Annotated in this window: 26 protein-coding genes; 24 read left to right on the forward strand and 2 right to left on the reverse strand. The window is 41.2% G+C overall.

Going from position 1 to position 22,801, the window contains the following annotated elements; translation table 11 throughout:
- Positions 1–49: 49 nt before the first annotated feature.
- Both DNL43_RS08625 and DNL43_RS08630 read right to left on the reverse strand, forming a co-directional pair.
- Positions 50–754 (reverse strand): type 1 glutamine amidotransferase, encoded by a 705-nt coding sequence (locus DNL43_RS08625; protein ID WP_056981494.1) that lies wholly within the window; start codon positions 752–754, stop codon positions 50–52.
- A complete protein-coding gene (locus DNL43_RS08630; RefSeq protein WP_056981496.1) occupies positions 754–2,100 on the reverse strand; it encodes a Mur ligase family protein in 1,347 nt (448 codons plus the stop codon). The genes DNL43_RS08625 and DNL43_RS08630 overlap by 1 nt, the downstream gene beginning before the upstream one ends.
- Before the next feature lie 220 nt (positions 2,101–2,320).
- Between DNL43_RS08630 and DNL43_RS08635 the strand changes: the two genes are divergently transcribed.
- The 24 genes from DNL43_RS08635 (at position 2,321) to DNL43_RS08750 (ending at position 22,763) form a co-directional block, all read left to right on the forward strand.
- A complete protein-coding gene (locus tag DNL43_RS08635; RefSeq protein ID WP_054769341.1) occupies positions 2,321–2,893 on the forward strand; it encodes a thymidine kinase in 573 nt (190 codons plus the stop codon).
- A gap of 18 nt (positions 2,894–2,911) precedes the next feature.
- Positions 2,912–4,000: a peptide chain release factor 1 gene (prfA, locus tag DNL43_RS08640; RefSeq protein WP_056981498.1), complete on the forward strand. Its 1,089-nt coding sequence runs from the start codon at positions 2,912–2,914 to the stop codon at positions 3,998–4,000.
- The gene (gene prmC / locus DNL43_RS08645) at positions 3,990–4,841 is read left to right on the forward strand and encodes a peptide chain release factor N(5)-glutamine methyltransferase (RefSeq protein WP_056981500.1); all 852 of its coding nucleotides are present in this window, start codon (positions 3,990–3,992) and stop codon (positions 4,839–4,841) included. Before prfA ends, prmC begins: the two co-directional genes overlap by 11 nt.
- Positions 4,842–4,853: 12 nt before the next feature.
- Positions 4,854–5,876 (forward strand): L-threonylcarbamoyladenylate synthase, encoded by a 1,023-nt coding sequence (locus tag DNL43_RS08650; RefSeq protein ID WP_056981503.1) that lies wholly within the window; start codon positions 4,854–4,856, stop codon positions 5,874–5,876.
- Between the two features lie 27 nt (positions 5,877–5,903).
- Positions 5,904–7,154 (forward strand): serine hydroxymethyltransferase, encoded by a 1,251-nt coding sequence (gene glyA / locus DNL43_RS08655; protein ID WP_054769340.1) that lies wholly within the window; start codon positions 5,904–5,906, stop codon positions 7,152–7,154.
- Between the two features lie 106 nt (positions 7,155–7,260).
- The gene (gene upp / locus DNL43_RS08660) at positions 7,261–7,890 is read left to right on the forward strand and encodes a uracil phosphoribosyltransferase (RefSeq protein ID WP_056981505.1); all 630 of its coding nucleotides are present in this window, start codon (positions 7,261–7,263) and stop codon (positions 7,888–7,890) included.
- Between the two features lie 454 nt (positions 7,891–8,344).
- Positions 8,345–8,998, forward strand: coding sequence for a F0F1 ATP synthase subunit A (gene atpB / locus DNL43_RS08665; RefSeq protein ID WP_235805500.1), 654 nt, complete (start codon positions 8,345–8,347; stop codon positions 8,996–8,998).
- Positions 8,999–9,037: 39 nt separating this feature from the next.
- Positions 9,038–9,250: a F0F1 ATP synthase subunit C gene (atpE, locus tag DNL43_RS08670; RefSeq protein WP_013727677.1), complete on the forward strand. Its 213-nt coding sequence runs from the start codon at positions 9,038–9,040 to the stop codon at positions 9,248–9,250.
- Between the two features lie 42 nt (positions 9,251–9,292).
- Complete coding sequence (atpF, locus tag DNL43_RS08675; RefSeq protein WP_054769338.1) at positions 9,293–9,802, forward strand: F0F1 ATP synthase subunit B; 510 nt, start codon at positions 9,293–9,295, stop codon at positions 9,800–9,802.
- On the forward strand, positions 9,799–10,341 hold the full coding sequence (gene atpH / locus DNL43_RS08680; protein WP_054769337.1) for an ATP synthase F1 subunit delta: 543 nt from the start codon (positions 9,799–9,801) through the stop codon (positions 10,339–10,341). The genes atpF and atpH overlap by 4 nt, the downstream gene beginning before the upstream one ends.
- A 27-nt stretch (positions 10,342–10,368) precedes the next feature.
- Positions 10,369–11,925: a F0F1 ATP synthase subunit alpha gene (atpA, locus tag DNL43_RS08685; protein ID WP_056981507.1), complete on the forward strand. Its 1,557-nt coding sequence runs from the start codon at positions 10,369–10,371 to the stop codon at positions 11,923–11,925.
- Between the two features lie 21 nt (positions 11,926–11,946).
- Positions 11,947–12,858, forward strand: a complete 912-nt coding sequence (locus DNL43_RS08690) for a F0F1 ATP synthase subunit gamma (protein ID WP_056981509.1) — start codon at positions 11,947–11,949, stop codon at positions 12,856–12,858.
- Positions 12,859–12,887: 29 nt separating this feature from the next.
- Positions 12,888–14,324 carry a F0F1 ATP synthase subunit beta gene (gene atpD, locus DNL43_RS08695; protein ID WP_179286813.1) on the forward strand — a complete coding sequence of 479 codons (1,437 nt, stop codon included), beginning with the start codon at positions 12,888–12,890 and terminating at the stop codon, positions 14,322–14,324.
- 13 nt (positions 14,325–14,337) lie between these two features.
- Positions 14,338–14,754: a F0F1 ATP synthase subunit epsilon gene (locus DNL43_RS08700; RefSeq protein WP_056981511.1), complete on the forward strand. Its 417-nt coding sequence runs from the start codon at positions 14,338–14,340 to the stop codon at positions 14,752–14,754.
- 377 nt (positions 14,755–15,131) lie between these two features.
- Positions 15,132–15,302, forward strand: a complete 171-nt coding sequence (locus DNL43_RS08705) for a DUF1146 family protein (protein ID WP_254004271.1) — start codon at positions 15,132–15,134, stop codon at positions 15,300–15,302.
- A gap of 16 nt (positions 15,303–15,318) precedes the next feature.
- Positions 15,319–16,629: a UDP-N-acetylglucosamine 1-carboxyvinyltransferase gene (gene murA / locus DNL43_RS08710; RefSeq protein ID WP_056981516.1), complete on the forward strand. Its 1,311-nt coding sequence runs from the start codon at positions 15,319–15,321 to the stop codon at positions 16,627–16,629.
- Positions 16,630–16,753: 124 nt separating this feature from the next.
- Entirely contained in the window at positions 16,754–17,764 is a 1,011-nt protein-coding gene (gene mreB, locus DNL43_RS08715) for a rod shape-determining protein (protein ID WP_054769335.1), read from the forward strand.
- An 11-nt stretch (positions 17,765–17,775) separates the two neighbouring features.
- The gene (yidD, locus tag DNL43_RS08720) at positions 17,776–18,051 is read left to right on the forward strand and encodes a membrane protein insertion efficiency factor YidD (RefSeq protein ID WP_082619709.1); all 276 of its coding nucleotides are present in this window, start codon (positions 17,776–17,778) and stop codon (positions 18,049–18,051) included.
- An 18-nt stretch (positions 18,052–18,069) separates the two neighbouring features.
- Positions 18,070–18,297 (forward strand): DUF2969 domain-containing protein, encoded by a 228-nt coding sequence (locus DNL43_RS08725; protein ID WP_225439233.1) that lies wholly within the window; start codon positions 18,070–18,072, stop codon positions 18,295–18,297.
- A gap of 30 nt (positions 18,298–18,327) precedes the next feature.
- Positions 18,328–19,530 (forward strand): FtsW/RodA/SpoVE family cell cycle protein, encoded by a 1,203-nt coding sequence (locus DNL43_RS08730; RefSeq protein ID WP_056981517.1) that lies wholly within the window; start codon positions 18,328–18,330, stop codon positions 19,528–19,530.
- Positions 19,531–19,554: 24 nt separating this feature from the next.
- Positions 19,555–19,848 carry a glycine cleavage system protein H gene (locus DNL43_RS08735; protein WP_054769333.1) on the forward strand — a complete coding sequence of 98 codons (294 nt, stop codon included), beginning with the start codon at positions 19,555–19,557 and terminating at the stop codon, positions 19,846–19,848.
- Between the two features lie 346 nt (positions 19,849–20,194).
- Positions 20,195–21,229 (forward strand): methionine ABC transporter ATP-binding protein, encoded by a 1,035-nt coding sequence (locus tag DNL43_RS08740; protein WP_056981519.1) that lies wholly within the window; start codon positions 20,195–20,197, stop codon positions 21,227–21,229.
- A complete protein-coding gene (locus tag DNL43_RS08745; RefSeq protein WP_054769332.1) occupies positions 21,222–21,917 on the forward strand; it encodes a methionine ABC transporter permease in 696 nt (231 codons plus the stop codon). The genes DNL43_RS08740 and DNL43_RS08745 overlap by 8 nt, the downstream gene beginning before the upstream one ends.
- 18 nt (positions 21,918–21,935) lie before the next feature.
- Positions 21,936–22,763, forward strand: coding sequence for a MetQ/NlpA family ABC transporter substrate-binding protein (locus DNL43_RS08750; RefSeq protein ID WP_054769331.1), 828 nt, complete (start codon positions 21,936–21,938; stop codon positions 22,761–22,763).
- Positions 22,764–22,801 lie beyond the last annotated feature (38 nt).

Raw genomic sequence — 22,801 nt, forward strand, 5'->3', positions numbered from 1 at the left:
TTGTATGTATCAAAAAGGAGTCACAACAATCGTTGTGGCTCCTTTTAATTTAAAATGTCGGACCAACTTTAAGGGCTGCTTGAGATGCCAAGTCAGCGTCTGGATATTTTCTCTTAAGCGCATTCATTAAAACATGTTTGGCAATGTCGTTGTTTCTGGCAAGGATTGGACCGTGAAAATAGGTGCAGTAGACATTTTTATGAATTGCACCCTCGGTTTTATCTTGACCGTTGTTTCCATGGCCTTCAAGAACTTTTCCAAGTGGTCGTTCACCGTCACCCAGGAAGGTGATTCCCTGATGATTTTCAAATCCATGGTACTTTTCACCGGTTTCTTCATTTTCGATAACCACATTGCCGATGAAACGGTGATCCTTTTGCTTGTCGGTGTAATGGTTTAACGCACCGATTCCCATTAATTTTTCACCATTGGCACCGATGTAGTAATGGCCCAACAGCTGATAGCCGCCACAGATTGCAACAACTGAACCGTTGTCTTCGATAAAGTCGGTTAAAGCTTGTTTCTTAGACTGAATATCTTTTGAAATAATGGATTGTTCAAAGTCCTGACCACCGCCAAACACAATAATATCGTATTTGTCCGGGTCAAAGTTTTGATCCAAGCTGATGACTTCGGAATTTAACTCAACCCCCATTTTGGAGGCCAAGTATTTCAATACTAAAATGTTGCCCAAGTCACCGTAAGTGTTCATCAAATCACCGTAAAGGTGACACACATTTAAAGAATATGCCATTATCCCATGCCTCCCTTGATGAAACCTTTTGCAGCAAAAACTTTTCTTAAGTGTAGCATAGCCGTGTAAGTTGCGAGGATATAAACCTTTTTTGTGGGTGTTTTTGGAATCATTTCAACGACTTTGTCCAAGTCCGGTTCAACCAAATGTTTCTTCGGGTCAACGCCAGCAACCTGCAGACGGTAGGTAATATCTTTGTATCGTTCGCCACCGGTGATGAATTGTTTGATATTCATCTTTGGCAGGCGTTCAAAGTCGCCGTCCCAAATCCAGCTGGTATCAATTCCGTCAGCATAATTGGCATTCAGTAAACCAATAAACGTAAAGGGATCCCTGTCGGTTGAAATCATATCGATTACTTGATTAAGGCCAACCGGATTTTTAACGAGAATCAGCGTGACCAACTTACCGTTAACATTGATCTCTTCTTGACGTCCAAAGATGCGTTCACCTTTTTCGAATGCCTTCTTTGCCTGAGCAGGGGAAACACCCATGAAACGGCCAACAGAATAAGCAGCCAAAGCGTTATAAATGTTGTAGACACCACCAATCCCGATTTTGATCGGTTCGCCATCAATTTCAAATGAGGATGACTTTGGTGTCAGGTTGGTAATCTTATTCAATTCAAAATTGAGCTTTGGCCGTTCGAAGCCACAGTTGGGGCAGAAATACTTGCCCAAGTTGGAATAACTGATAAAGCGATAGTGCAAAACGTGTTGACACTGTGGACATAGGACACCATCAGTGTTTGGTGTTGCTTTGATGTCGCTATCCTTTTGATTATTAAATCCATAATAAACAATCGGATTTGGAAGTTGCTTTGAATGGAAGATTGGGGCATCACCATTGGCAATGATTGTTGCATTGGGTGCCAATGCGACACCATTCAAAATCTTGTTGTATGTGGTATAGATTTCACCATAGCGATCCATTTGGTCCCGGAAGATGTTGGTAAATACAAATGCTTTTGGTTTGATGTATTTTGTTACCATAATAACGTTTGCTTCATCAACTTCCAAAACAGCCAATGGCCGCTTACCCTTCGATTTTGGCGCATGAAGGAAAGTGGTGATGATTCCCTGTTCCATGTTTGAGCCGGTCGGGTTGGTTAAAATATTATCGTATTTTTCTTTTAAAACCTGAACGGTCAATGCGGTGGTCAAAGTCTTTCCGTTGGTTCCGGTAATGACAATGACATCATAATCCCGGCCAAGTGTTGCAAGAATATCCGGATCGAGCCGTTTGGTGATCTTTCCGGGAAGCGAACTGCCGCCCTTGAAGAAAGTGTGTAGGAACCAGTAAGAGGACTTACCGGCTACAGTTGCAATTGAGCTTTTTAATGACATAAGTTTTACTCCCTTAAATGAAGTACATAATGATACTAATCAAACATTAAGTTTAGCATATGCCAAACCGTTTGAACATACATAAGCCTCCACCTTAAAGCTTCGATAAAAAATTCAATTTGGAATAATGAGGGTCTGCGATAATTTTCTCATTATTATCGATTTTCAGATGTTTTTCTGTATAATGGAAGGGAAGCTCTAAAGGAAAAAGGTGGATATTTTGGCTCAACTATTTTATCGATATGGTGCAATGAATAGCGGCAAAACAATCGAAATTATCAAAGTTGCTCATAATTATGAAGAGCAAAATAAAAGTGTTATCATTATGACCAGTGCTTTAGACACCCGTGAGAAGCAGGGAATGATCGAATCTCGAATTGGTTTGGAACGTAAAGCCGAACCGATTCATGAAGACACCAACGTGTTTGATTTGGTTCAGGAACTCAATCCCCATGCCAGTTGTATTTTAATTGACGAGGCCCAGTTCCTAAAGAAAAAGCATGTTATGGAACTTGCCAAGATCGTTGATGAGCTGAACGTTCCAGTGATGGCATTTGGATTGAAGAACGATTTTCAAAACAATCTGTTTGAAGGATCCGAATACTTATTGTTGTACGCAGATAAGATAGAAGAAATGAAAACCATTTGTTGGTTCTGCGGTAAAAAGGCCATTATGAACTTGCGATTCCACGATGGCAAGCCGGTATATGAAGGCGAACAAATCCAGATGGGTGGTAATGAATCCTATTATCCCGTCTGCAGAAAACATTATTATAATCCACCTATCAAGTAACAAAGTGAGGAATATTAAATGGACGAAATTTTCGACAAATTACAGTCAGTCGTCGACCGTTATGATGAACTGAACGAATTAATTAGTGATCCAGAAGTGATTGCAGATACGCAAAAGTTCATGAAGCTCTCTAAAGAAGAGGCTGATTTACGAGATACGGTTGCGGCTTTTAAAAAGTATCAAAAAGTTAACAAGCAGCTTGATGACGATAAAGAAATGCTCCGCGAAAAAATTGATGACTCTGATCTTGAGACCATGGTTAAAGATGAGATTTCCAGTTTAACTGAACAAAAAGAAAAGTTGGAAGATCAAATGAAAGTGATGTTGCTTCCTAAAGATCCCAACGACGAGAAAAACATTATTATGGAAATTCATGGGGCTGCCGGTGGTGACGAAGGAAGCTTGTTTGCTGCTGATTTATTCAGCATGTATTCCAAGTATGCTGAACGTCAGGGCTGGAAAGTCCAGATCATCGATAAGAATGAAACCGAAGTTGGTGGATTTAAGGAAATCGTCCTGATGATTACCGGGGACAAGGTCTATTCAAAGCTGAAGTACGAAAATGGGGCTCACCGTGTTCAACGGGTACCCGTTACCGAATCTGCCGGCCGAGTTCACACTTCAACTGCGACAGTTGGTGTCATGCCTGAAGAAGAAGATGTCGACATTGATATTGATCCAAAAGATATCAGAGTGGATGTTTACCGGTCATCTGGTGCCGGTGGTCAGCATATTAACAAGACTTCATCAGCTGTCCGAATGACTCATTTGCCAACTGGAATCGTTGTGGCAATGCAGGATGAACGTTCACAGCAGCAAAACCGTCAAAAAGCCATGAAGATTTTAAAGGCTCGGGTTTACGACTACTATGCACAACAAGAACAGGACCAGTACAACGCTGAACGAAAGTCGGCTATTGGTACCGGTGACCGTTCTGAACGAATTCGAACTTACAATTATCCACAAAACCGAGTAACCGATCATCGAATTGGTTTGACGTTGAATAAATTGGATCGGATTATGAATGGTGAGCTTGATGAGATCATTGACGCACTGATTGTTTCTGATCAGGCCAAAAAGCTTGAGAATTTAACCAATGAAGAATGAGAATAATAAAGTGACCTACTTTGAAGCCCGGAAGTGGGCTTCTTTTCGTATCAAGGATTCCTCAGAACTGGATATGTACGATATTGATTTTTTGTTGGAGAAACTGTTTAATCTTTCTTCAACCGATCTTCTGATTAACTATCAATCTCAGATGCCCGGAAAGCAGTGGGAACGATTTCAAGAAGCTGTTGAGCAGCTGATTTCTGGTGTCCCACCACAATATATTGTCGGCAAAGCTGATTTCTACGGTTTGACGTTGAAAGTAACTCCGGATGTCCTAATTCCCCGTGTTGAAACCGAAGAATTAGTCGATTGGGTATTGGCAGATAATTCCGATCAGCCAATGAATGTTTTGGACATTGGAACGGGTAGTGGGGCAATTGCGATTGCCGTGAAGAAGAATCGTCCTCACTGGCAAGTGACAGCAAGTGACATTTCCCCGGAAGCAATTGAAGTGGCAAAACAAAATGCCAAGTTGAATCATACTGACATTGAGTTTGTTATCAGTGATGTGTTTGCCAAGATTCCGCAGTCATTTGATCTGATCGTGTCGAATCCACCCTATATTGCCAAGGATGAACAGCCCTATATGGATAAGAGCGTCATTGATAATGAACCGAATTTGGCTTTGTATGCTGAAGACGAGGGACTTGCCATTTACAAGCAAATTGCCGGCGGGGTGGAACATCACTTGAATCCGCATGGCAAATTGTATTTAGAGATTGGTTTTCGGCAGCAGGCAGCTGTCAGCAACATTTTTGCACAGACAATGCCAGGCGCCGTTGTTGTTCCCAAACATGACGTAGCTGGCAATCAACGAATGATCCAAGTAAAGAAATGAAGGCTATATAATATGGAAACTTTAGTGTTAAAAGCAAATCAATTGGGAAAGGCTGCTGAGTTTATCCGCCAGGGTGAATTGGTCGCTTTTCCTACTGAAACCGTTTATGGATTGGGTGCGGATGCCACCAACGAGTCCGCAGTTAAAAAAGTTTATGCGGCAAAGGGACGTCCAAGCGACAACCCTTTGATTGTGACAGTGTCTGACGTGGCCATGGCTGAGAAATATACTCAGCCGTTTTCTGATGAAGCCAAGGCACTCATGAGAAAGTTTTGGCCCGGGTCTTTAACGATGATTTTTAAGTTGAAGCCCAACGCGCTCTCAAAAACTGTTACGGGTGGATTGGACACCGCAGCGTTTCGATTTCCTAACAACAAGACGACCTTGGATTTAATATCCAAGGCAGGAGTCCCAATCGTCGGTCCTTCCGCAAATACTTCCGGTAAACCGAGTCCCACAACGGCGCAACACGTTTATCATGATTTAAATGGTAAGATTGCGGCGATTGTGGACGACGGGCCCACAACGGTTGGGGTTGAGTCAACGATTCTTGACATGTCAGTGGCAACTCCGTCCATTTTGCGTCCCGGAGCGGTTACCAAAGAAGATATTGAAGCCATTATTCACCGACCGGTTATTGATGAGCTTCATCACGTTGGCGCCAAGCAGACACCAAAAGCACCTGGTATGAAGTACAAGCATTATGCACCAAACGCTCAGGTTTATATTGTTGATCCCGATGACGATTGGCATGACGTCGCCGACTGGATTTCAAAGCATTCAGAGCCGATTGGTGTCATGGCATTTGACGATGTCATTCACTCAATCAACTGGCCTGATAATGCCGATGTTATTTCACTTGGTAAAGATGCCAAAACTGCTGCTCACGATCTTTTTGCCGAATTACGTGATTTTGATAACCACCCTGCATATAAAATTATTTTTACTCAGGGAATTACTCCGACGGGAATTGGAGAGGCTTACATGAATAGATTGAACAAATCCGCTGGGCAAATGCATTTCAAGCAGTTATAATTTATTTGTACCAAATAAATTAGTGAGGTGTTGCAGTTGAACTACGATTATAAACAGCAGGATCCAGAACTTTGGGATGCCATTGCCAACGAAGAGAACCGTCAGGAACATAATATCGAACTGATTGCGTCTGAAAATATCGTATCAAACGCTGTTCGTGCCGCTCAGGGTTCCGTGCTTACCAACAAGTACGCTGAAGGATACCCTGGCCGCAGATATTATGGCGGCTGTGAGTACATTGATGTCGTTGAACAATTGGCGATTGATCGTGCCAAAGAATTATTTGGTGCCGAATATGCCAATGTGCAGCCTCACTCAGGCTCACAGGCGAACCAAGAGGTTTACGCAGCTTTGCTTAAGCCTGGTGATCGAATCTTAGGGATGGGATTGGATGCCGGTGGTCATTTGAGTCATGGTGCCAAAGTCAGTTTTTCTGGTAAGCTGTATGATTCATTTTCATATGGTCTTGACCCAAAGACTCAGTTAATTGATTACGATGAAGTCAATCGAATCGCCCAAATTGTTCATCCTAAGCTGATTATTGCGGGAGCTTCTGCATACAGCCGAATTATCGACTGGCAGAAATTCCGTGATATTGCCGACTCAGTGGGTGCTTATTTGATGGTTGATATGGCTCACATCGCCGGATTGGTAGCAGTTGGACTTCATCCAAGTCCTGTTCCAGTTGCCGATGTTGTCACAACGACTACCCACAAGACTTTGCGGGGACCACGTGGGGGATTGATTCTGGCAAAAGAAAAATATGCCAAAAAGATCAATTCCGCAGTCTTCCCAGGCAGTCAAGGTGGTCCTTTGGAACACGTTATCGCCGGAAAAGCCGCTGCGTTCTATGAAGATTTGCAACCTGCATTCAAGCAATACGGTGAGCAGATTATCAAGAATGCCAAAGCAATGGCGGAAGTATTCCAGAACTCAAAGACAGTTTCAGTCTTAACTGGGGGAACTGATAATCATTTGATGACTCTCAATCTCACTAAGACTTCACTGAATGGAAAAGATTTACAGAATGTCTTGGATTCCGTTCACATTACCACCAACAAAGAGTCAATTCCTAATGACCCTCTGCCACCTTCAAAGACCAGCGGATTGCGTCTTGGCACTCCAGCCATCACAACTCGCGGATTCAAAGAAGACGACGCAAGAGCTGTTGCCAATTTGATCTTGCAGGTAATCGATAATCCAACTGATGAAAATAACTTAAAAGATGTTTCTGCTAAAGTTGAACAGCTGACTGAAGAACATCCAATTAATAATTAATAATTTAAAGGCTTGAAACTATTTAGGTTTCAAGCCTTTTTGTGTGATTTTACATGTCATATATGTGATACAATTATTTCGGAATACAAAAAGGAGTTGGAAGATAATGGGTAAGTTTCAAGTTATGGATCATCCGTTGATTCAACACAAGCTGTCATTGATTAGAGATAAGAATTGTGGGACAAAAGAATTTCGGGAGATCGTTAACGAAATTGCCACTTTAATGGCATTTGAAGTTTCTCGTGATATGCCTTTGGAAGATGTTGATATCGAAACACCTGAAGGAATTGCACATGCAAAACAGATTTCTGGAAAGAAAGTTGCAATTGTTCCCATTTTGCGTGCCGGAATTGGAATGGTTGACGGAATTTTGGATTTGATTCCAGCAGCCAAAGTTGGCCATATTGGAATGTATCGTGATGAAAAGACTTTGGAACCTCACGAATACTTTGTAAAGTTGCCTTCAGATATCGATCAACGTCAAATCTTCGTTGTTGATCCAATGCTTGCAACTGGTGGTTCATCAATCATGGCGATTGATGCTTTGAAGAAGCGTGGCGCATCAAACATCAAGTTTGTTTGTTTGGTTGCCGCACCAGAAGGTGTTAAAGCACTTCAAAAAGCTCATCCAGATGTTGATATTTATGCCGCTGCACTTGATGAAAAATTAAATGACAAGGGTTATATTGTACCTGGACTCGGTGACGCTGGAGACCGTTTGTTTGGTACGAAATAACCAAATAAAGCTGGAGCAAAACGTCTGTTTTGCGCTCAGCTTTATTTTTTAATTAAAAAATTGTGTGCAAAATTTTTAAGGCTGTTGGTGTCAAATTGGGTGTGTGGAAAATGTTTTCATTAGCATGTGTTTTTGGTTATGCAGTAACACTTTATTTCACATTATCCCGATTGGACAGTTGTCCAATATAGCCTTGAATGCTACGGCTCATAGGAAGTTACCATGTTAATATTGCTTTGAATTTTGCCATGATTGGTGGTATGATTTCAATTGTATTTGAACACTGTAATGTGTTCAGTACCATCGCAATGTTTCACTTTGGTATTAATGTCTTCTGGACCAAAACCAGATTGATTTGCATGCGAGATTACATCGAGGAAAGAGGTGAGATTTTGTGGGAGATTCTGCTGCTTCTACTTTTGAATTCTTAGGACTGACTTTTAACGTTGGTAATATGATTTCAATATCACTAGCCTGCGTTGTCGTTTTAGTCCTTGTATATGCGTTGTCGAGGCATCTAACTTTGAAGCCGGGCAAAGCACAGAATGTTTTAGAATATGCGGTAGACTTTACTAATGGTATTGTCCGAAGCTCAATTTCCGGAGAAACAAGTAGAACCTTAGGATTATGGGGTTTTACATTGTTTATGTTCATCATAATTGCAAACTTGCAAGGACTTTTCTTGCACATTGATATTTCTGGTGTAACATATGTCAAAAGTCCAACTTCTGATCCGGTTATTACGATGACTTTGGCTCTTATGACTTTGACGCTGGCTCAATTCTTGGGCATTCGCAAATTAGGCTATAAGGGGCACTTTGAGAATTATCTGAAACCATTCGTATTTTTCCTACCAATCAATTTGTTTGAGGAGTTCACTAATTTCTTAACGTTAGGTTTGCGACTATTTGGTAACATCCTTTCAGGTGAAATGCTTCTTGGAATAATTCTTGGTATGTCACATGGTGGAGCGGTAATGTGGATTGTTTCATTCATCCTTGAGCTTGCATGGACAGGCTTCTCAGTCTTTATTGGATGTATTCAAGCTTATGTTTTTGTAACGTTATCATCGGTATATATTTCACGAAAGCTCGAGCTTGAAGATTAGCAAAAATATTTTGGATAATATTAAGGAGGATTTTTAATTATGGGAGCAATTGCTGCAGGTATTGCAATGGCCGGTGCCGCTATCGGTGGAGCTGTTGGTGATGGTATTTTAATTTCAAAGATGTTGGAAGGTATGGCTCGTCAGCCAGAATTATCCGGACAACTTCGTAGTAACATGTTCATTGGTGTTGGTTTGGTTGAAGCTATGCCTATCATCGCCTTCGTTGTTGCTTTGCTAGTTATGAACAAGTAATTACTAGTTTAGTTAAATATACAAAGAAGGAGGTGCCGATTGATGTTTTCATATTCAGTAGTTGGAGCTCAGCTTTATGTTGGTGATATGCTTTTCGTGATGATCACATTCCTTGTTTTAATGTGGTTGATCAAGATCGTTGCATGGAAGCCAGTCACTAAGATGATGCAAGACCGTTCAGATAAAATTGTTAATGATATTGATTCTGCAAAGGAATCACGGACTAAGGCAGCTGAACTTGCACAAAAACGTCAGGCTGAATTAGATAAAACCCGTGATGACGCAAGCGGTATTATTAACAATGCCAAACAGAATGGACAAAGACAACGTGAACAAATCGTTGAAGATGCTAGAAGTGAAGTATCTAATCTTAAGAGTTCTGCTGAAAAGGATATTGAACAACAACGACAAGAAGCTTTGGCTAATTCTCGAAAAGATGTGGCAAGTCTTTCTATTGAAATTGCATCTAAGATCATTTCAAAAGAATTGAACGAAGATGATCAAAAAGGACTTGTTGATTCTTATATTGAAGGGTTGGGTAAGCAGAAATGACATTAGATGATATTAGCGCTTCAAAAAAATATGCAAAAGCCATGTTTGAAGTTCTAAGCGATTCTGATGAGCTTGAAACTGGTTACGCTGATTTGCTTGAATTACGTAAGATTTTTGCTGCTAATCCGAAGTTGATTGATATTCTAAATGATATGCGAGTTTCTGATGACGAGAAAAAGTCATTACTGGCTCCTATCACCAAAAATGCATCAGATTTTATTAATAATTTTCTTAAAGTAGTTGCCAGCTACGGACGTTTTCCACAGATCCTAGACATTATTGATCAGTTCCAGAAATTCTATGAAGACGATAAGAAGATTGTCAGAGCGCAGGTTGTATCTGCAACACCGCTTGATGATGATCAGCTTGATCGGCTGGCAAAAGCTTTTGAAAAACGAGTTGGTGCGGTAAAAGCCATTTTTGACACGAAAGTCGATAAGTCATTGATCGGTGGCATTGTCATTCGATCCTCAGATGTCATTATTGATGGTAGTGTTCAAACTCGAATTAATAAAGTCAAAGAATTATTGTTGAATTAACGATATCTATTTAAAGAGGTGAAACTTATGAGCATTAAAGCTGAGGAAATCAGTGCTCTTATTAAGCAACAATTACAAGGCTATAAGAACGAGCTCGACGTTCAAGAAACAGGTATCGTTACATATGTTGGTGATGGTATTGCTCGTGCTCATGGTCTCGAAAATGCGTTGTCTGGAGAGTTGCTCGACTTCGGTCACGGCATTTACGGAATGGTACAAAACCTTGAAGCCAATGATGTTGGTATCATGATTTTAGGTGACGACACAGGTATTCGTGAAGGTGATTCTGTAAAAAGAACCGGCCGAATTATGGAAGTTCCCGTTGGGGACGATATGATTGGACGAGTTGTTAATTCACTCGGTGAACCAATCGATGGAAAAGGACCTATTAAGGCCGACGATCACAGGGCGATTGAACATAAAGCGCCAGGTGTTATGGATCGGCAGTCAGTTTCAGAACCATTACAAACTGGTATTAAAGCGATCGATTCTTTGATTCCAATTGGTAGAGGTCAGCGTGAGTTGATCATTGGAGACCGTAAAACTGGTAAGACTTCAATTGCCATTGATACGATCTTGAACCAAAAGGGTCAGAATATGAAATGTATTTACGTTGCAATTGGACAGAAACAATCAACTGTTCGGACTGCCGTAAGTACACTTGAAAAGTATGGTGCTATGGATTATACGACTGTTATTTCAGCCGGACCTTCCGAACCAGCATCATTACTTTACATCGCACCTTATGCCGGCGCTACAATGGGTGAGTACTTCATGCATAAAGGTCAACATGTTTTGATTGTCTACGATGACTTATCAAAGCAAGCTGATGCTTACCGTGAATTATCACTTATTCTTCGTCGTCCTCCAGGCCGTGAAGCTTATCCTGGTGATATTTTCTATACCCACTCACGTTTGTTGGAACGTGCTGCTAAATTGAGTGACAAGTTGGGTGGCGGTTCAATGACTGCTCTTCCAATTGTTGAAACTCAAGCAGGGGATGTTTCAGCTTATATTCCAACCAACGTTATTTCCATTACCGATGGACAGATCTTCTTGGATGCCGATAGTTTCTATTCTGGTGTTCGTCCAGCCGTTGATGCTGGTACTTCTGTTTCTCGTGTTGGTGGTGATGCGCAGGTTAAGGCTATGAAGAAAGTTTCTGGTACCTTACGTCTTGACTTGGCTTCATATCATGAATTGGAATCATTTGCTCAATTTGGTTCTGACCTTGATGAAGCAACCCAAGCCAAGTTAAATCGTGGTGCCCGAACCGTTGAAGTTTTGAAGCAACCACTTCATTCTCCAATTCCTGTTGAAAAGCAGGTTGTTATTCTTTATTGCTTGACCCACGGATTCTTGGATAAAGTTGCAATTGACGATATTTTGAGATATCAAACAGAGATCTTTGATTTCTTCGATCAAAATCACAAAGATTTGTTGGATGAAATTACTAAGACTGGTCAATTGCCTGACACAGGTAAACTGGACGCTGCAATTAAAGAATTTGAACAAACTTTCCAACCAAGCAAGCAAAATGATCAACAATCAAATGATGATCAATCAGCTGCTTCAAATGACTAGTTTTAAGGAGGGTGAGATTACATGGGTGCTTCGCTGAACGATGTTAAACATCGGATTACTTCTACCAAGAAGACGCGACAAATTACCAATGCCATGGAAATGGTTTCTCAGGCAAAACTGAACCAAATCCAAAAGCATACGGTTAGTTATGCGGAATATGCAAGCCAAATCAAATCTGTTGTATTGCATTTAGCCCAATCTCACATTTTAGATGGGCTAAACAAATCCTCAGGTCATTCAGCTGATAAAGATCAGTCTAAGACTAAGAGAAGCGCATATTTAATTATCACCTCCGATCGTGGGATGGTTGGTAGTTATAATAGCAACGTTATCCGTGAAACTAACGAATTTATTGAAAAGCATTCCGGTTCGAATGATTTCCAAATTCTGGCTGTTGGTGGAACTGGATCAGATTTTTATAAGAAGCGTGGCGATAACGTTTCTTATGAATATCGTGGTGTTAGCGATGTTCCAACATTTAATGAAGTTCGTCAGATTGTCAAGATGGTGACATCAATGTATGACAAAGGTCAATTTGATGAATTGTATGTATGTTACGAACATTTCGTTAACCGCCTTATTTCACGATTCCGAGCTGAAAAAATGCTTCCAATCGATGACGAAGCAATTGCGTCAGCTGCCAGTCAGGACATTGAAGTTAAACCAATGAGTGCCGAATATGATGTTGAGCCTTCTGAAAAAGAAGTGTTGGACGTTGTGTTGCCTCAATATTCTGAAAGCTTGGTTTATGGAGCAATCCTTGATGCCAAGACTTCAGAACATGCTTCAAGTTCTACTGCAATGAAGTCAGCTTCAGATAATGCCGATGATTTAATTTCATCTTTGGAATTGGAGTATAATCGTGCTCGACAAGCTGCAATTACGACTGAAATTACTGAAATCACTGGTGGTCAAGAGGCTCTTAGTCATTAGAAAAGATTTGAATGGAGGAATTAACTAACATGAGTTCTACTGGTAAAGTTATACAAGTTATTGGACCAGTTGTTGATGTTGAATTCTCCTTGAACGATAAATTACCAGAAATTAACACTGCTTTAAATATTCACGTCTCAGATGACAAGATTCTTGTTGTCGAAGTTGCCCTTGATTTAGGTGACGGTGTCGTGCGTACTATTGCGATGGATGGAACCGACGGCCTTCGTCGTGGGATGACAGTAGACAATACTGAAGCATCCATTAGTGTTCCAGTTGGTAAAGATACTCTTGGTCGAGTATTTAACGTTCTTGGAGATCCAATTGATGGCGGCCCAGAATTTGGCCCTGACGCAGAGCGTTGGCCAATTCACCGCGATGCACCAAAGTATGATCAATTGAATCCATCAACCGAAATTCTTGAAACAGGAATTAAAGTTATTGATTTATTGGAACCATACACTCGTGGTGGTAAAGTTGGATTGTTCGGTGGTGCCGGAGTTGGTAAAACCGTTTTGATTCAAGAGTTAATTCATAACATCGCTCAAGGACACAATGGTATTTCTGTGTTTACCGGTGTTGGTGAACGAACCCGTGAAGGTAATGATATGTACTTCGAAATGAAGGGTTCAGGAGTTCTTGAAAAGACTGCCATGGTTTATGGTCAGATGAACGAACCTCCTGGTGCACGTATGCGTGTTGCCCTGACTGGTTTAACAATTGCGGAATACTTCCGTGATCGTGAAGGCCAAGATGTTCTGTTGTTCATTGATAATATCTTCCGATTCACTCAGGCTGGTTCAGAAGTTTCCGCTTTGCTTGGCCGTATTCCATCAGCCGTTGGTTATCAGCCAACATTGGCTACTGAAATGGGTCAGTTGCAGGAACGAATTACTTCTACCAAGAAGGGTGCGATTACATCTATCCAGGCCGTTTATGTGCCTGCCGATGATTATACCGACCCTGCTCCAGCAACAACATTTGCCCATTTGGATGCCACTACCAACTTGGAACGTTCCTTGACTCAACAAGGTATTTATCCTGCCGTTGATCCATTAGCTTCAACATCATCAGCTTTGGATCCAGCAATTGTTGGTGAAGAACATTATAAAGTTGCTACTGAAGTCCAACATGTGCTTCAAAGATATCGTGAACTTCAAGATATCATTTCAATTCTTGGTATGGATGAATTGTCAGACGAGGAAAAGACGATTGTTAACCGTGCTCGTCGTATTCAATTCTTCTTATCTCAAAGCTTCTCAGTTGCTGAACAGTTTACCGGCTTACCTGGTAAATATGTTTCAGTTCAAGATACTGTTAAAGGCTTTAAGGAAATCCTTGAAGGTAAATATGATGATATTCCAGAAGATGCGTTCCGTAACTGTGGACCAATCGAGGATGTTGTCGAAAAAGCCAAGGCAATGAAACAGGAATCAGAAAATGAAAAGCAGAGTGCTGCAAACTAAGGAGGGATTCTAATTGGCTGATAATTCAGTTATTACCGTTAGTATCGTTACTCCCGATGGAAAAGTTTACGAGCATACTGCTAGTATGATAGTTGTTTCAACTCAGTCGGGACAACTAGGAATCATGGCTAATCACGTTCCGATTATTGCAACACTTGACGTTGATGAGACGAGAGTCAAATACGACGACAAGGAAGACGATATTGCTGTCAACGGTGGCTTTATCGAATTCTCTAACAATGTTGCAACAATCGTTGCTGACAGTGCTGAGACTCAAAATGATATTGATATTGCCCGTGCGCAAAAAGCAAAGAAGAACGCGCAACAGAGAATTGCCGATGCCCGTCAACGACAGGATAAAGCAGCTCTTGATCGTGCTCAAGTTGCTCTTCGCCGTGCAATCAACCGTATCAATGTTGCTGGAAAATAATTCATCAAATTATTATTTCAGAATTACATCAAGATACTTCAAAAGCTGTAACCAATCAATGGTTACAGCTTTTTTGATTATCGGTTTTTATTCTTGTATTATTCGTGTAATCAGGTTAATATTTCATTATCGTTGTTTGTGAATGATGTATTTATGTTTCCGTTCTTACCAGTCATTTTCGCTTTTTATTATTATGTTGTAATCAAATATCGTGGTATCATAGCAATGTATACTTACAATTTGTAAAAAGAAACGGAAATGTTAAGACAAGTTCGCGTCTTTATGATATAGTTGTCTTTGAATTGGGGGAGACTCAAATGAATACAATTGGCATTCAAGCGCTGATTACATTGATTACATATCTTTTGTTTATCACGATGGCGTTTTGGACAGTTCAAGAAATCCACATCGAGCGTTATATCCCATTGAGGGCAATGCCGGGGAAATTGTTAATCGTACTTGTTTCCATTGCGATCGGGTATGCATGCAGTTCATTTTTCCTCTCTGTAATATTTAACATTCAAAATTTAATGTATCTAATAAAGTGATGTAGGAGGCGTTCTTGTGGATAAAATTATTGTACATGGTGGTAAGCCGCTTCACGGGACAGTACATATTGATGGGGCTAAAAATGCTGTGTTACCAATCCAAGCCGCAACAATCCTTGCTGGTGAAGGCAAAACAGTTATTTCAAACGTTCCATTGTTGTCTGACGTGTATACAATGAACAAAGTTTTACGATTTTTAAATTTAAAAGTTGATTTTGATGAAGCTCATAACGAAATCACGTTTGATGCTTCAAAAGATATTTCAAGTGAGGCGCCTTTTGAGTATGTTTCCAAGATGCGGGCATCAATCGTTGTCATGGGACCATTATTGGCTAGATTAGGCCATGCCAAGGTTGCTTTACCAGGTGGGTGTGCAATTGGTTCTCGTCCAATTGATCTGCATTTAAAGGGCTTTGAAGCCTTAGGTGCCAAGATTGAACAACACGATGGCTATGTTGAAGCATATGCGCCAGATGGCTTGACGGGTGCCGAAATCTACTTGGACTTCCCAAGTGTTGGGGCTACTCAAAATATCATGATGGCCGCTACTTTGGCAAAGGGTAAGACGGTTATTCAAAATGCCGCTCGTGAACCGGAAATTGTTGATTTGGCGAACGTCTTGAATAAGATGGGTGGCCGAGTTGTCGGTGCCGGAACCGAACAAATTCGTATTGAAGGGGTTCCTGAACTTCACGGAACTGAACATGCGGTTGTTCAAGACCGAATTGAAGCCGGAACATTCATGATTGCTGCTGCGGTTACCCGTGGTAATGTTATGATCGACGGTGCAATTCCTGAACACAACAAACCATTGATTCTTAAAATGCGTGAAATGGGTGTCACAATTAACACCAGTGATGATGGCATTCAGGTTATCGGACATGATAACTTGAAGCCCATTGATGTTAAGACGATGCCACATCCAGGATTTCCAACCGATATGCAGCCTCAAATGACAATTTTGCAGTTAACTGCAAATGGCAGCAGTTCGATGACTGAAACCGTGTTTGAAAATCGTTTTATGCACATGGAAGAACTACGCCGGATGAATGCTAAATACACAATTTCCGGCCGAACTGTTGTAATGGAAGGGCCAACTGATTTTAATGGCGCTGAAGTTGCAGCAACCGATCTCCGTGCAGCTGCATCTCTGGTAATTGCCGGACTGGCTGCCAGTGGGTACACAACCGTCATCAACCTGCAGTATTTGGATCGTGGATACCACGACTTCCATAAAAAGTTGGCAAGTTTAGGTGCTGAAATTAAACGGGTCAATGTTCAAGACGACGCGATTGTCTTGAACGAGTCACTCAAGAATCGTTCATAATTTTTCGGGGTTGGGATCGTTACTTGATCTCAGCCTTTTATTGTTTGGAAGCTTATTAGAAACGCAAACTTTATGTGGTATAATTATTTTTTGAGATTAAAGTTTTTCAGGAGGAAGTACACAGATGGCAAAAGACATTGGAATCGATTTAGGAACTGCCAACGTACTCATTTACGTTGCCGGGAAGGGAATAGTATTAAATGAACCATCAGTTGTTGCAGTAGACACACGGACAGGCAAAGTTTTGGCCGTTGGCTCTGAAGCATATCGAATGGTTGGTAGAACACCAAGTAATATTCGGGCAATCCGTCCATTAAAAGACGGTGTTATTTCAGATTTCGACATAACTGAAGAAATGCTGACTTACTTTATTAACAAGCTGGATGTTAAAGGATTCATGTCCAAGCCTAAGATTATGATCTGTGCGCCTACCAACGTTACTGAGATTGAACGAAATGCAATCATGCAGGCAGCTGAAAAAGCTGGCGGCGGTCAGGTTTATCTTGAAGAAGAGCCTAAAGTTGCTGCCGTTGGAGCTGGAATGGATATTTTCCAGCCACGCGGTAACATGGTGATTGATATGGGTGGTGGTACCAGTGATATTGCCATTATTTCACTTGGCGACATTGTTGCCAGCAAATCAATTCGGGTTGCCGGAGATAAGATGAATACTGAAATTGCCGGTTATATCAAGCAAAAGCACAACTTAATTATCGGTGAACATACTGCCGAAAAAATTAAGATTGAAATTGGAACTGCCAAAAAAGATGATTCAGACGTTAAAACACTGGAAGTTCGTGGTCGAGATGCTGTTTCCGGAATGCCTCGTGCCGTTACAATCGACAGCAACGAAATTGCCGAAGCCATCCATGATACGGTTCAGTTGATCATTAGCGGTGCCAAAGAAGTGTTGGAAGTCATTCCGCCTGAATTAGCATCAGACATTGTTGATCGTGGAATCATGCTGACCGGTGGTGGGGCATTGCTTCGAAACATCGACCAAGTTATTGCCGATGCATTAACAGTCCCAGTGATCATCTCCGAAAACCCTTTGGATAACGTTGCCAAGGGTGCCGGAATTCTTTTGGAACATTATATTAAGAACCCTAAATTGAAAGCCAAAGATCAAAAATAACAGGAGTCAAAGTGAAAAACATTCTGATTAGTCTTGTTCATGGCTACCAACGGTTTATTTCGCCCTTATTTCCGCCTACATGCCGTTATTATCCAACGTGCAGCAGTTATATGATTACTGCGCTAAAGAAGCATGGAGCGTTTAAGGGAGCCATTATGGGCATTGCTCGGATCCTGCGCTGCCACCCATTTGTTAAAGGCGGCTACGATCCCGTTCCCGATCACTTCACTATCTTTAGGAATAAGGATGCAAGAGACGAGTACCGAAAGTCTATGCATCTGAAATGATCTTTGAACAAGGAGAAAATGATGAGTAAAGCAAATAAAAGCATTAATGTCGAAATTAAGGATCGAACGGATTCTAATGGCGACACCATTTCTGAACTGTTCATCGGTAAAAAGATGATTGGTTCAATTAAGCAGTTAAGTGATACAAAGTTTCAAGCTGTTAATACCCATAACGAAGAGTTTCACGTAAAAACTTTTGACGAGGGTGTCACACAGTTAATTAAAGATTTTCATCTTCACCATTAATTTGGCGATTGTGAATGGGGAGGGTCTAATTTGGATACCAGTCGAAGAACCTCTAAGGATGATCAATCCCGGATTGACTGGGGGATTATTTTCTGTGTCTTAATGTTGGCCTTGATTGGGTTGGCGTCAATTTACGTTGCCGCTACCCACGATTCAAGTTCGACCAGTGTTTTGAAACAGGTTGTTTCCCAATTGGTTTGGTATGTGATCGGGATTGTCGCTGTTGTGATTATTATGCAGTTTGATTCCGAGCAGTTATGGAAAGTAGCTCCAATCACCTATTGGTTGGGGATTATACTTCTGGCGAGCGTGCTGGTGTTATATAGTAGAACCTACTATGCCAACACAGGTGCCAAGAGTTGGTTCTCTTTGTTTGGACTGACTTTTCAGCCTTCTGAGGTGATGAAGCCAGCGTATATTTTGATGATGGGCCGGGTGATTGTTCAACACAATGATAATTATCCGATCAGAACTGTTCGAAGCGATTTCCTGTTAATTGGGAAGATGCTTTTATGGACAATTCCGGTTGCCGTGTTGTTAAAATTGCAAAATGACTTTGGAACAATGTTGGTTTTCTTCGCCATTCTAGGTGGACTCATTATTGTTTCAGGGGTTACCTGGCGAATTATTTTACCATCGGTCATTACGATTTTTGGATTGGCCGGTACCGTCCTGGCACTGGTTATTCCCGAATCCGGGCGGCATTTATTGGAAAAGTTTGGATTCCAAGCTTATCAATTTGCCCGTGTTGATACCTGGTTGAATCCATCTGCGGATACTTCCAACCAAGGTTATCAACTATGGCAGAGTATGAAGGCCATCGGATCCGGTGGGATTTTTGGAACCGGATTTAATCAGTCACACGTCTATGTTCCTGTTCGTGAATCCGATATGATTTTCTCAGTTATTGGTGAAAACTTTGGATTTATCGGCAGCTGTATTTTAATATTGTTGTACTTTTTGTTGATTTACCAAATGATTAAGGTTACATTCGATACGAGAAATGTTTTTTATGCATACATTTCAACTGGTGTTATCATGATGATTCTGTTCCATGTTTTTGAAAATGTTGGTATGAGTGTTGGTCTGTTGCCTTTGACCGGTATTCCACTTCCATTTGTGAGTGCCGGAGGTTCAGCATTGATTGGAAATATGATTGGAATCGGATTGATAATGTCCATGCAGTATCATAATAAGAGTTACATGTTTGGAGAAGACAAAGAATTTTCATAATACACAAAAAAGGTGGAATTAATGATGGATACAAAATATTATTGGACTGAAGACCAAAACGGGGAAGTTACAGTTGGTTTGACTGAAGCAGGCAAGAACGAATTAGGTAATATCACATTTGTTTCATTACCTAAAGTTGGCGCCCAACTGACGACCAGCGACACTTTGTTGAATGTTGAAGCTGATAAAGCTGTATCAGATATTCCAAGTCCAGTGGCCGGAAAAGTGGTTGCTGTCAATAATAACGCTGTTAACGATCCTTCAATTTTGAATGGTTCGGACAAAGCTACTTCATGGATTGCCAAAATCCAAAAGTAAAAGCCCTTGACGTTTGATTCTTTTTTAGGTAAACTTGCTAATAGTTTGATGATAGAAAAATGACAAGATGAGTAGATAATTAGAAGTCGTTCAGAGAGCCCCGGTTGGTGAGAAAGGGCCGCAGAAGTTATCGAATATGGTCTTGATAAAAAATGTGTCGGTGAGCGTTTGTAAGCCGATAATGGGTAACGACCATTATTTCGTTGAGTCACAACAGACTCATGAGGTTATTGTTGAGAGACAATAACGAATAAAGGTGGTACCGCGAAGCTTTTCGTCCTTTTATAAGTAAAACATTACTTGTAAAACGTCGAAAAGCTTTTTTTATATTTAAGGGGTGAACAGATTGATTCGATTTAATAATGTGTCCAAGCAGTACAACACTAAAGATGGCGGCTTGACCGCAGTGAACGACGTTAATATTGAAATTAACGACGGCGAAATCTTTGGAATTGTTGGCTATTCCGGTGCTGGTAAAAGTACGCTGGTTCGGATGCTGGACGGACTTGAAGCACCATCTACCGGAGAAATTGATATCAATGGAACTGATGTTGCCAAGCTCCATGGTGGTCAATTACGAAAGCAGCGACAAAAGATTGGCATGATTTTTCAACATTTTAATCTACTGTGGTCACGGACTGTGATTGACAATATTGCTTTACCGTTGGAAATTGCCAAAGTTCCAAAGGCCAAACGTAAACAGCGGGCAGAAGAGTTAATTAAGCTGGTTGGTCTTGAGGGACGTGAACATTCGTATCCATCTGAATTATCCGGTGGTCAAAAGCAACGGGTTGGAATTGCCAGAGCACTGGCCAATGAACCAACAATTCTCATTTCAGATGAGGCAACCAGTGCCCTTGATCCTGATACGACTAACGAAGTTCTTGATTTGTTGTTGAAGATCAATAAGGAAATGAATTTGACAATCTTATTGATTACCCATGAGATGCACGCAATTGCAAAAGTTTGTGAGCGTGTGGCGGTAATGGATAGCGGCCGAGTTGTTGAAACCGGTTCGGTGTTTGAAGTATTCCGTCATCCTAAGCAAGACATTACCAAGAAGTTTGTGAGTGAAGAATTTACGCCACAGCAAAGTGACAATACGATGACCCTTGAAGAACTGGTTAAGAAGTATCCGGATGGCCAAATTATCCGATTGGTCTTCCATGGTCCACAAGCCGAATTACCAATTGTTTCAGATGTGGTTAAGCATTTCCCAGAATTGACCATCAGTATCATTTCCGGAGCGATTCATCAGACGCAGGAAGGTGCCTTGGGTTCGCTTGACCTTCAGTTGGTCGGCGATCAAAGTCAGATTGATCAGGCACTGGAATATCTTAAGACGCTACGGGTTGGAACGGAGGTGATTCACCATGGCTAATACCACTGGATTGAAATCATATTTTCAATTTAAGAATGTTGACTGGGGTTCAATGATGTCAGCAACATGGGAAACGGTATGGATGACCTTGCTGTCGATGGTTGCAATTGTTATTTTAGGAATTATTTTGGGACTCATTTTATATGAGACTCGCAGCAAGTCGGGTGTTGGCTATCGGATCCTTAACTGGATCGTTGGGCTGTTTGTTAACATTTTTCGGTCAATTCCATTCATCATTTTGATCATTCTTCTGTTGCCGATTACCATGAAGTTGGCTGGAACCATTATCGGACCACGGGCGGCGCTGCCATCACTGATCATTTCCGCTGCGCCATTCTATGCGCGGATGGTTGAGTCATATTTCCGTGAAGTTGATTCAGGTGTATTGGAAGCAGCTGAGTCGATGGGGGCAACAACTTGGGAAATCATTACCAAGGTTTTGCTTCCCGAAAGCAAGCCGGCGTTGATTGCCGGTGCGACTGTTACCACTATTTCATTAATTGGTTACACCGCGATGGCCGGAGCCATTGGTGCTGGTGGCCTTGGGAACTTGGCCTATCAGGATGGCTTCCAGGCAAGCAACAACACCGTGACGCTGGTTGCGACCGTTATCATTTGTTTATTTGTGTTTATCGTTCAGTTTGTCGGCGATGTCTTTGTCAAGATCACCGATAAGCGGACACTATAATATTTGGGAGGGTTTCAAATGAAGAAAAAATTATTGAGTTTATTCGCAATTGCCTTTACTGCCTTTTTATTGGTGGGTTGTTCATCATCTTCTAATTCCGGTAAGACAACCACTTTAAAGATTGGTGCTTCTGCTGTTCCTCATGCACAAATTTTGCGCCACGTTGCACCTGAATTGAAAAAGGAAGGCGTTAACCTTAAAATTACCACTTTCCAAGATTACACAATGCCTAACAAAGCTTTAGCCAACGGTGAGTTGGATGCCAACTACTTCCAACACGTTCCTTTCTTAAAGCTTTGGAATAAACAAAACCATGGGACTTTGGTAAACGCTGGTGGCGTTCACTTGGAACCAATTGCTGTCTTCTCAAAGAAAGTTAAGAAGCTCCAAGACCTTAAGAAGGGTGCCACAATTATTGTCAGCAGCAACGTGCCCGACTATGGCCGAATTCTTCAAATCTTTAAGGATGCCGGCTTGATTACCTTAAAGAAGGGCATCGACATTACTTCTGCCAACTTTAGTGACATTGCTTCAAACCCACGTCATTTGAAGTTCAAGCACAGTTATGAACCAAAACTTTTGCCAACTATTTACAAGAACGGCGAAGGTGATGCAGTTGTCATTAATGCCAACTATGCGGTTGGTGCCGGTTTGAACCCAATCAAGCAATCAATTGCGATTGAAAAGCGGGATTCACCATATGTCAACATCATTGCAACCCGTAAAGGTGATCAGAAGAAACCTGCTATCAAGAAATTAGTCAAGGTTCTTCAATCAACTAAGACTCAAAAATGGATTTTACATCACTACAAAGGTGCTGTTCTTCCAGAAAAGAATGTTAAGTAATTAATGTTAATTAGAAGTCGTCCGCTATATACTTGATT

Source organism: Lentilactobacillus kefiri (assembly GCF_009739535.1).
In the GTDB taxonomy this organism is placed as follows: domain Bacteria; phylum Bacillota; class Bacilli; order Lactobacillales; family Lactobacillaceae; genus Lentilactobacillus; species Lentilactobacillus kefiri.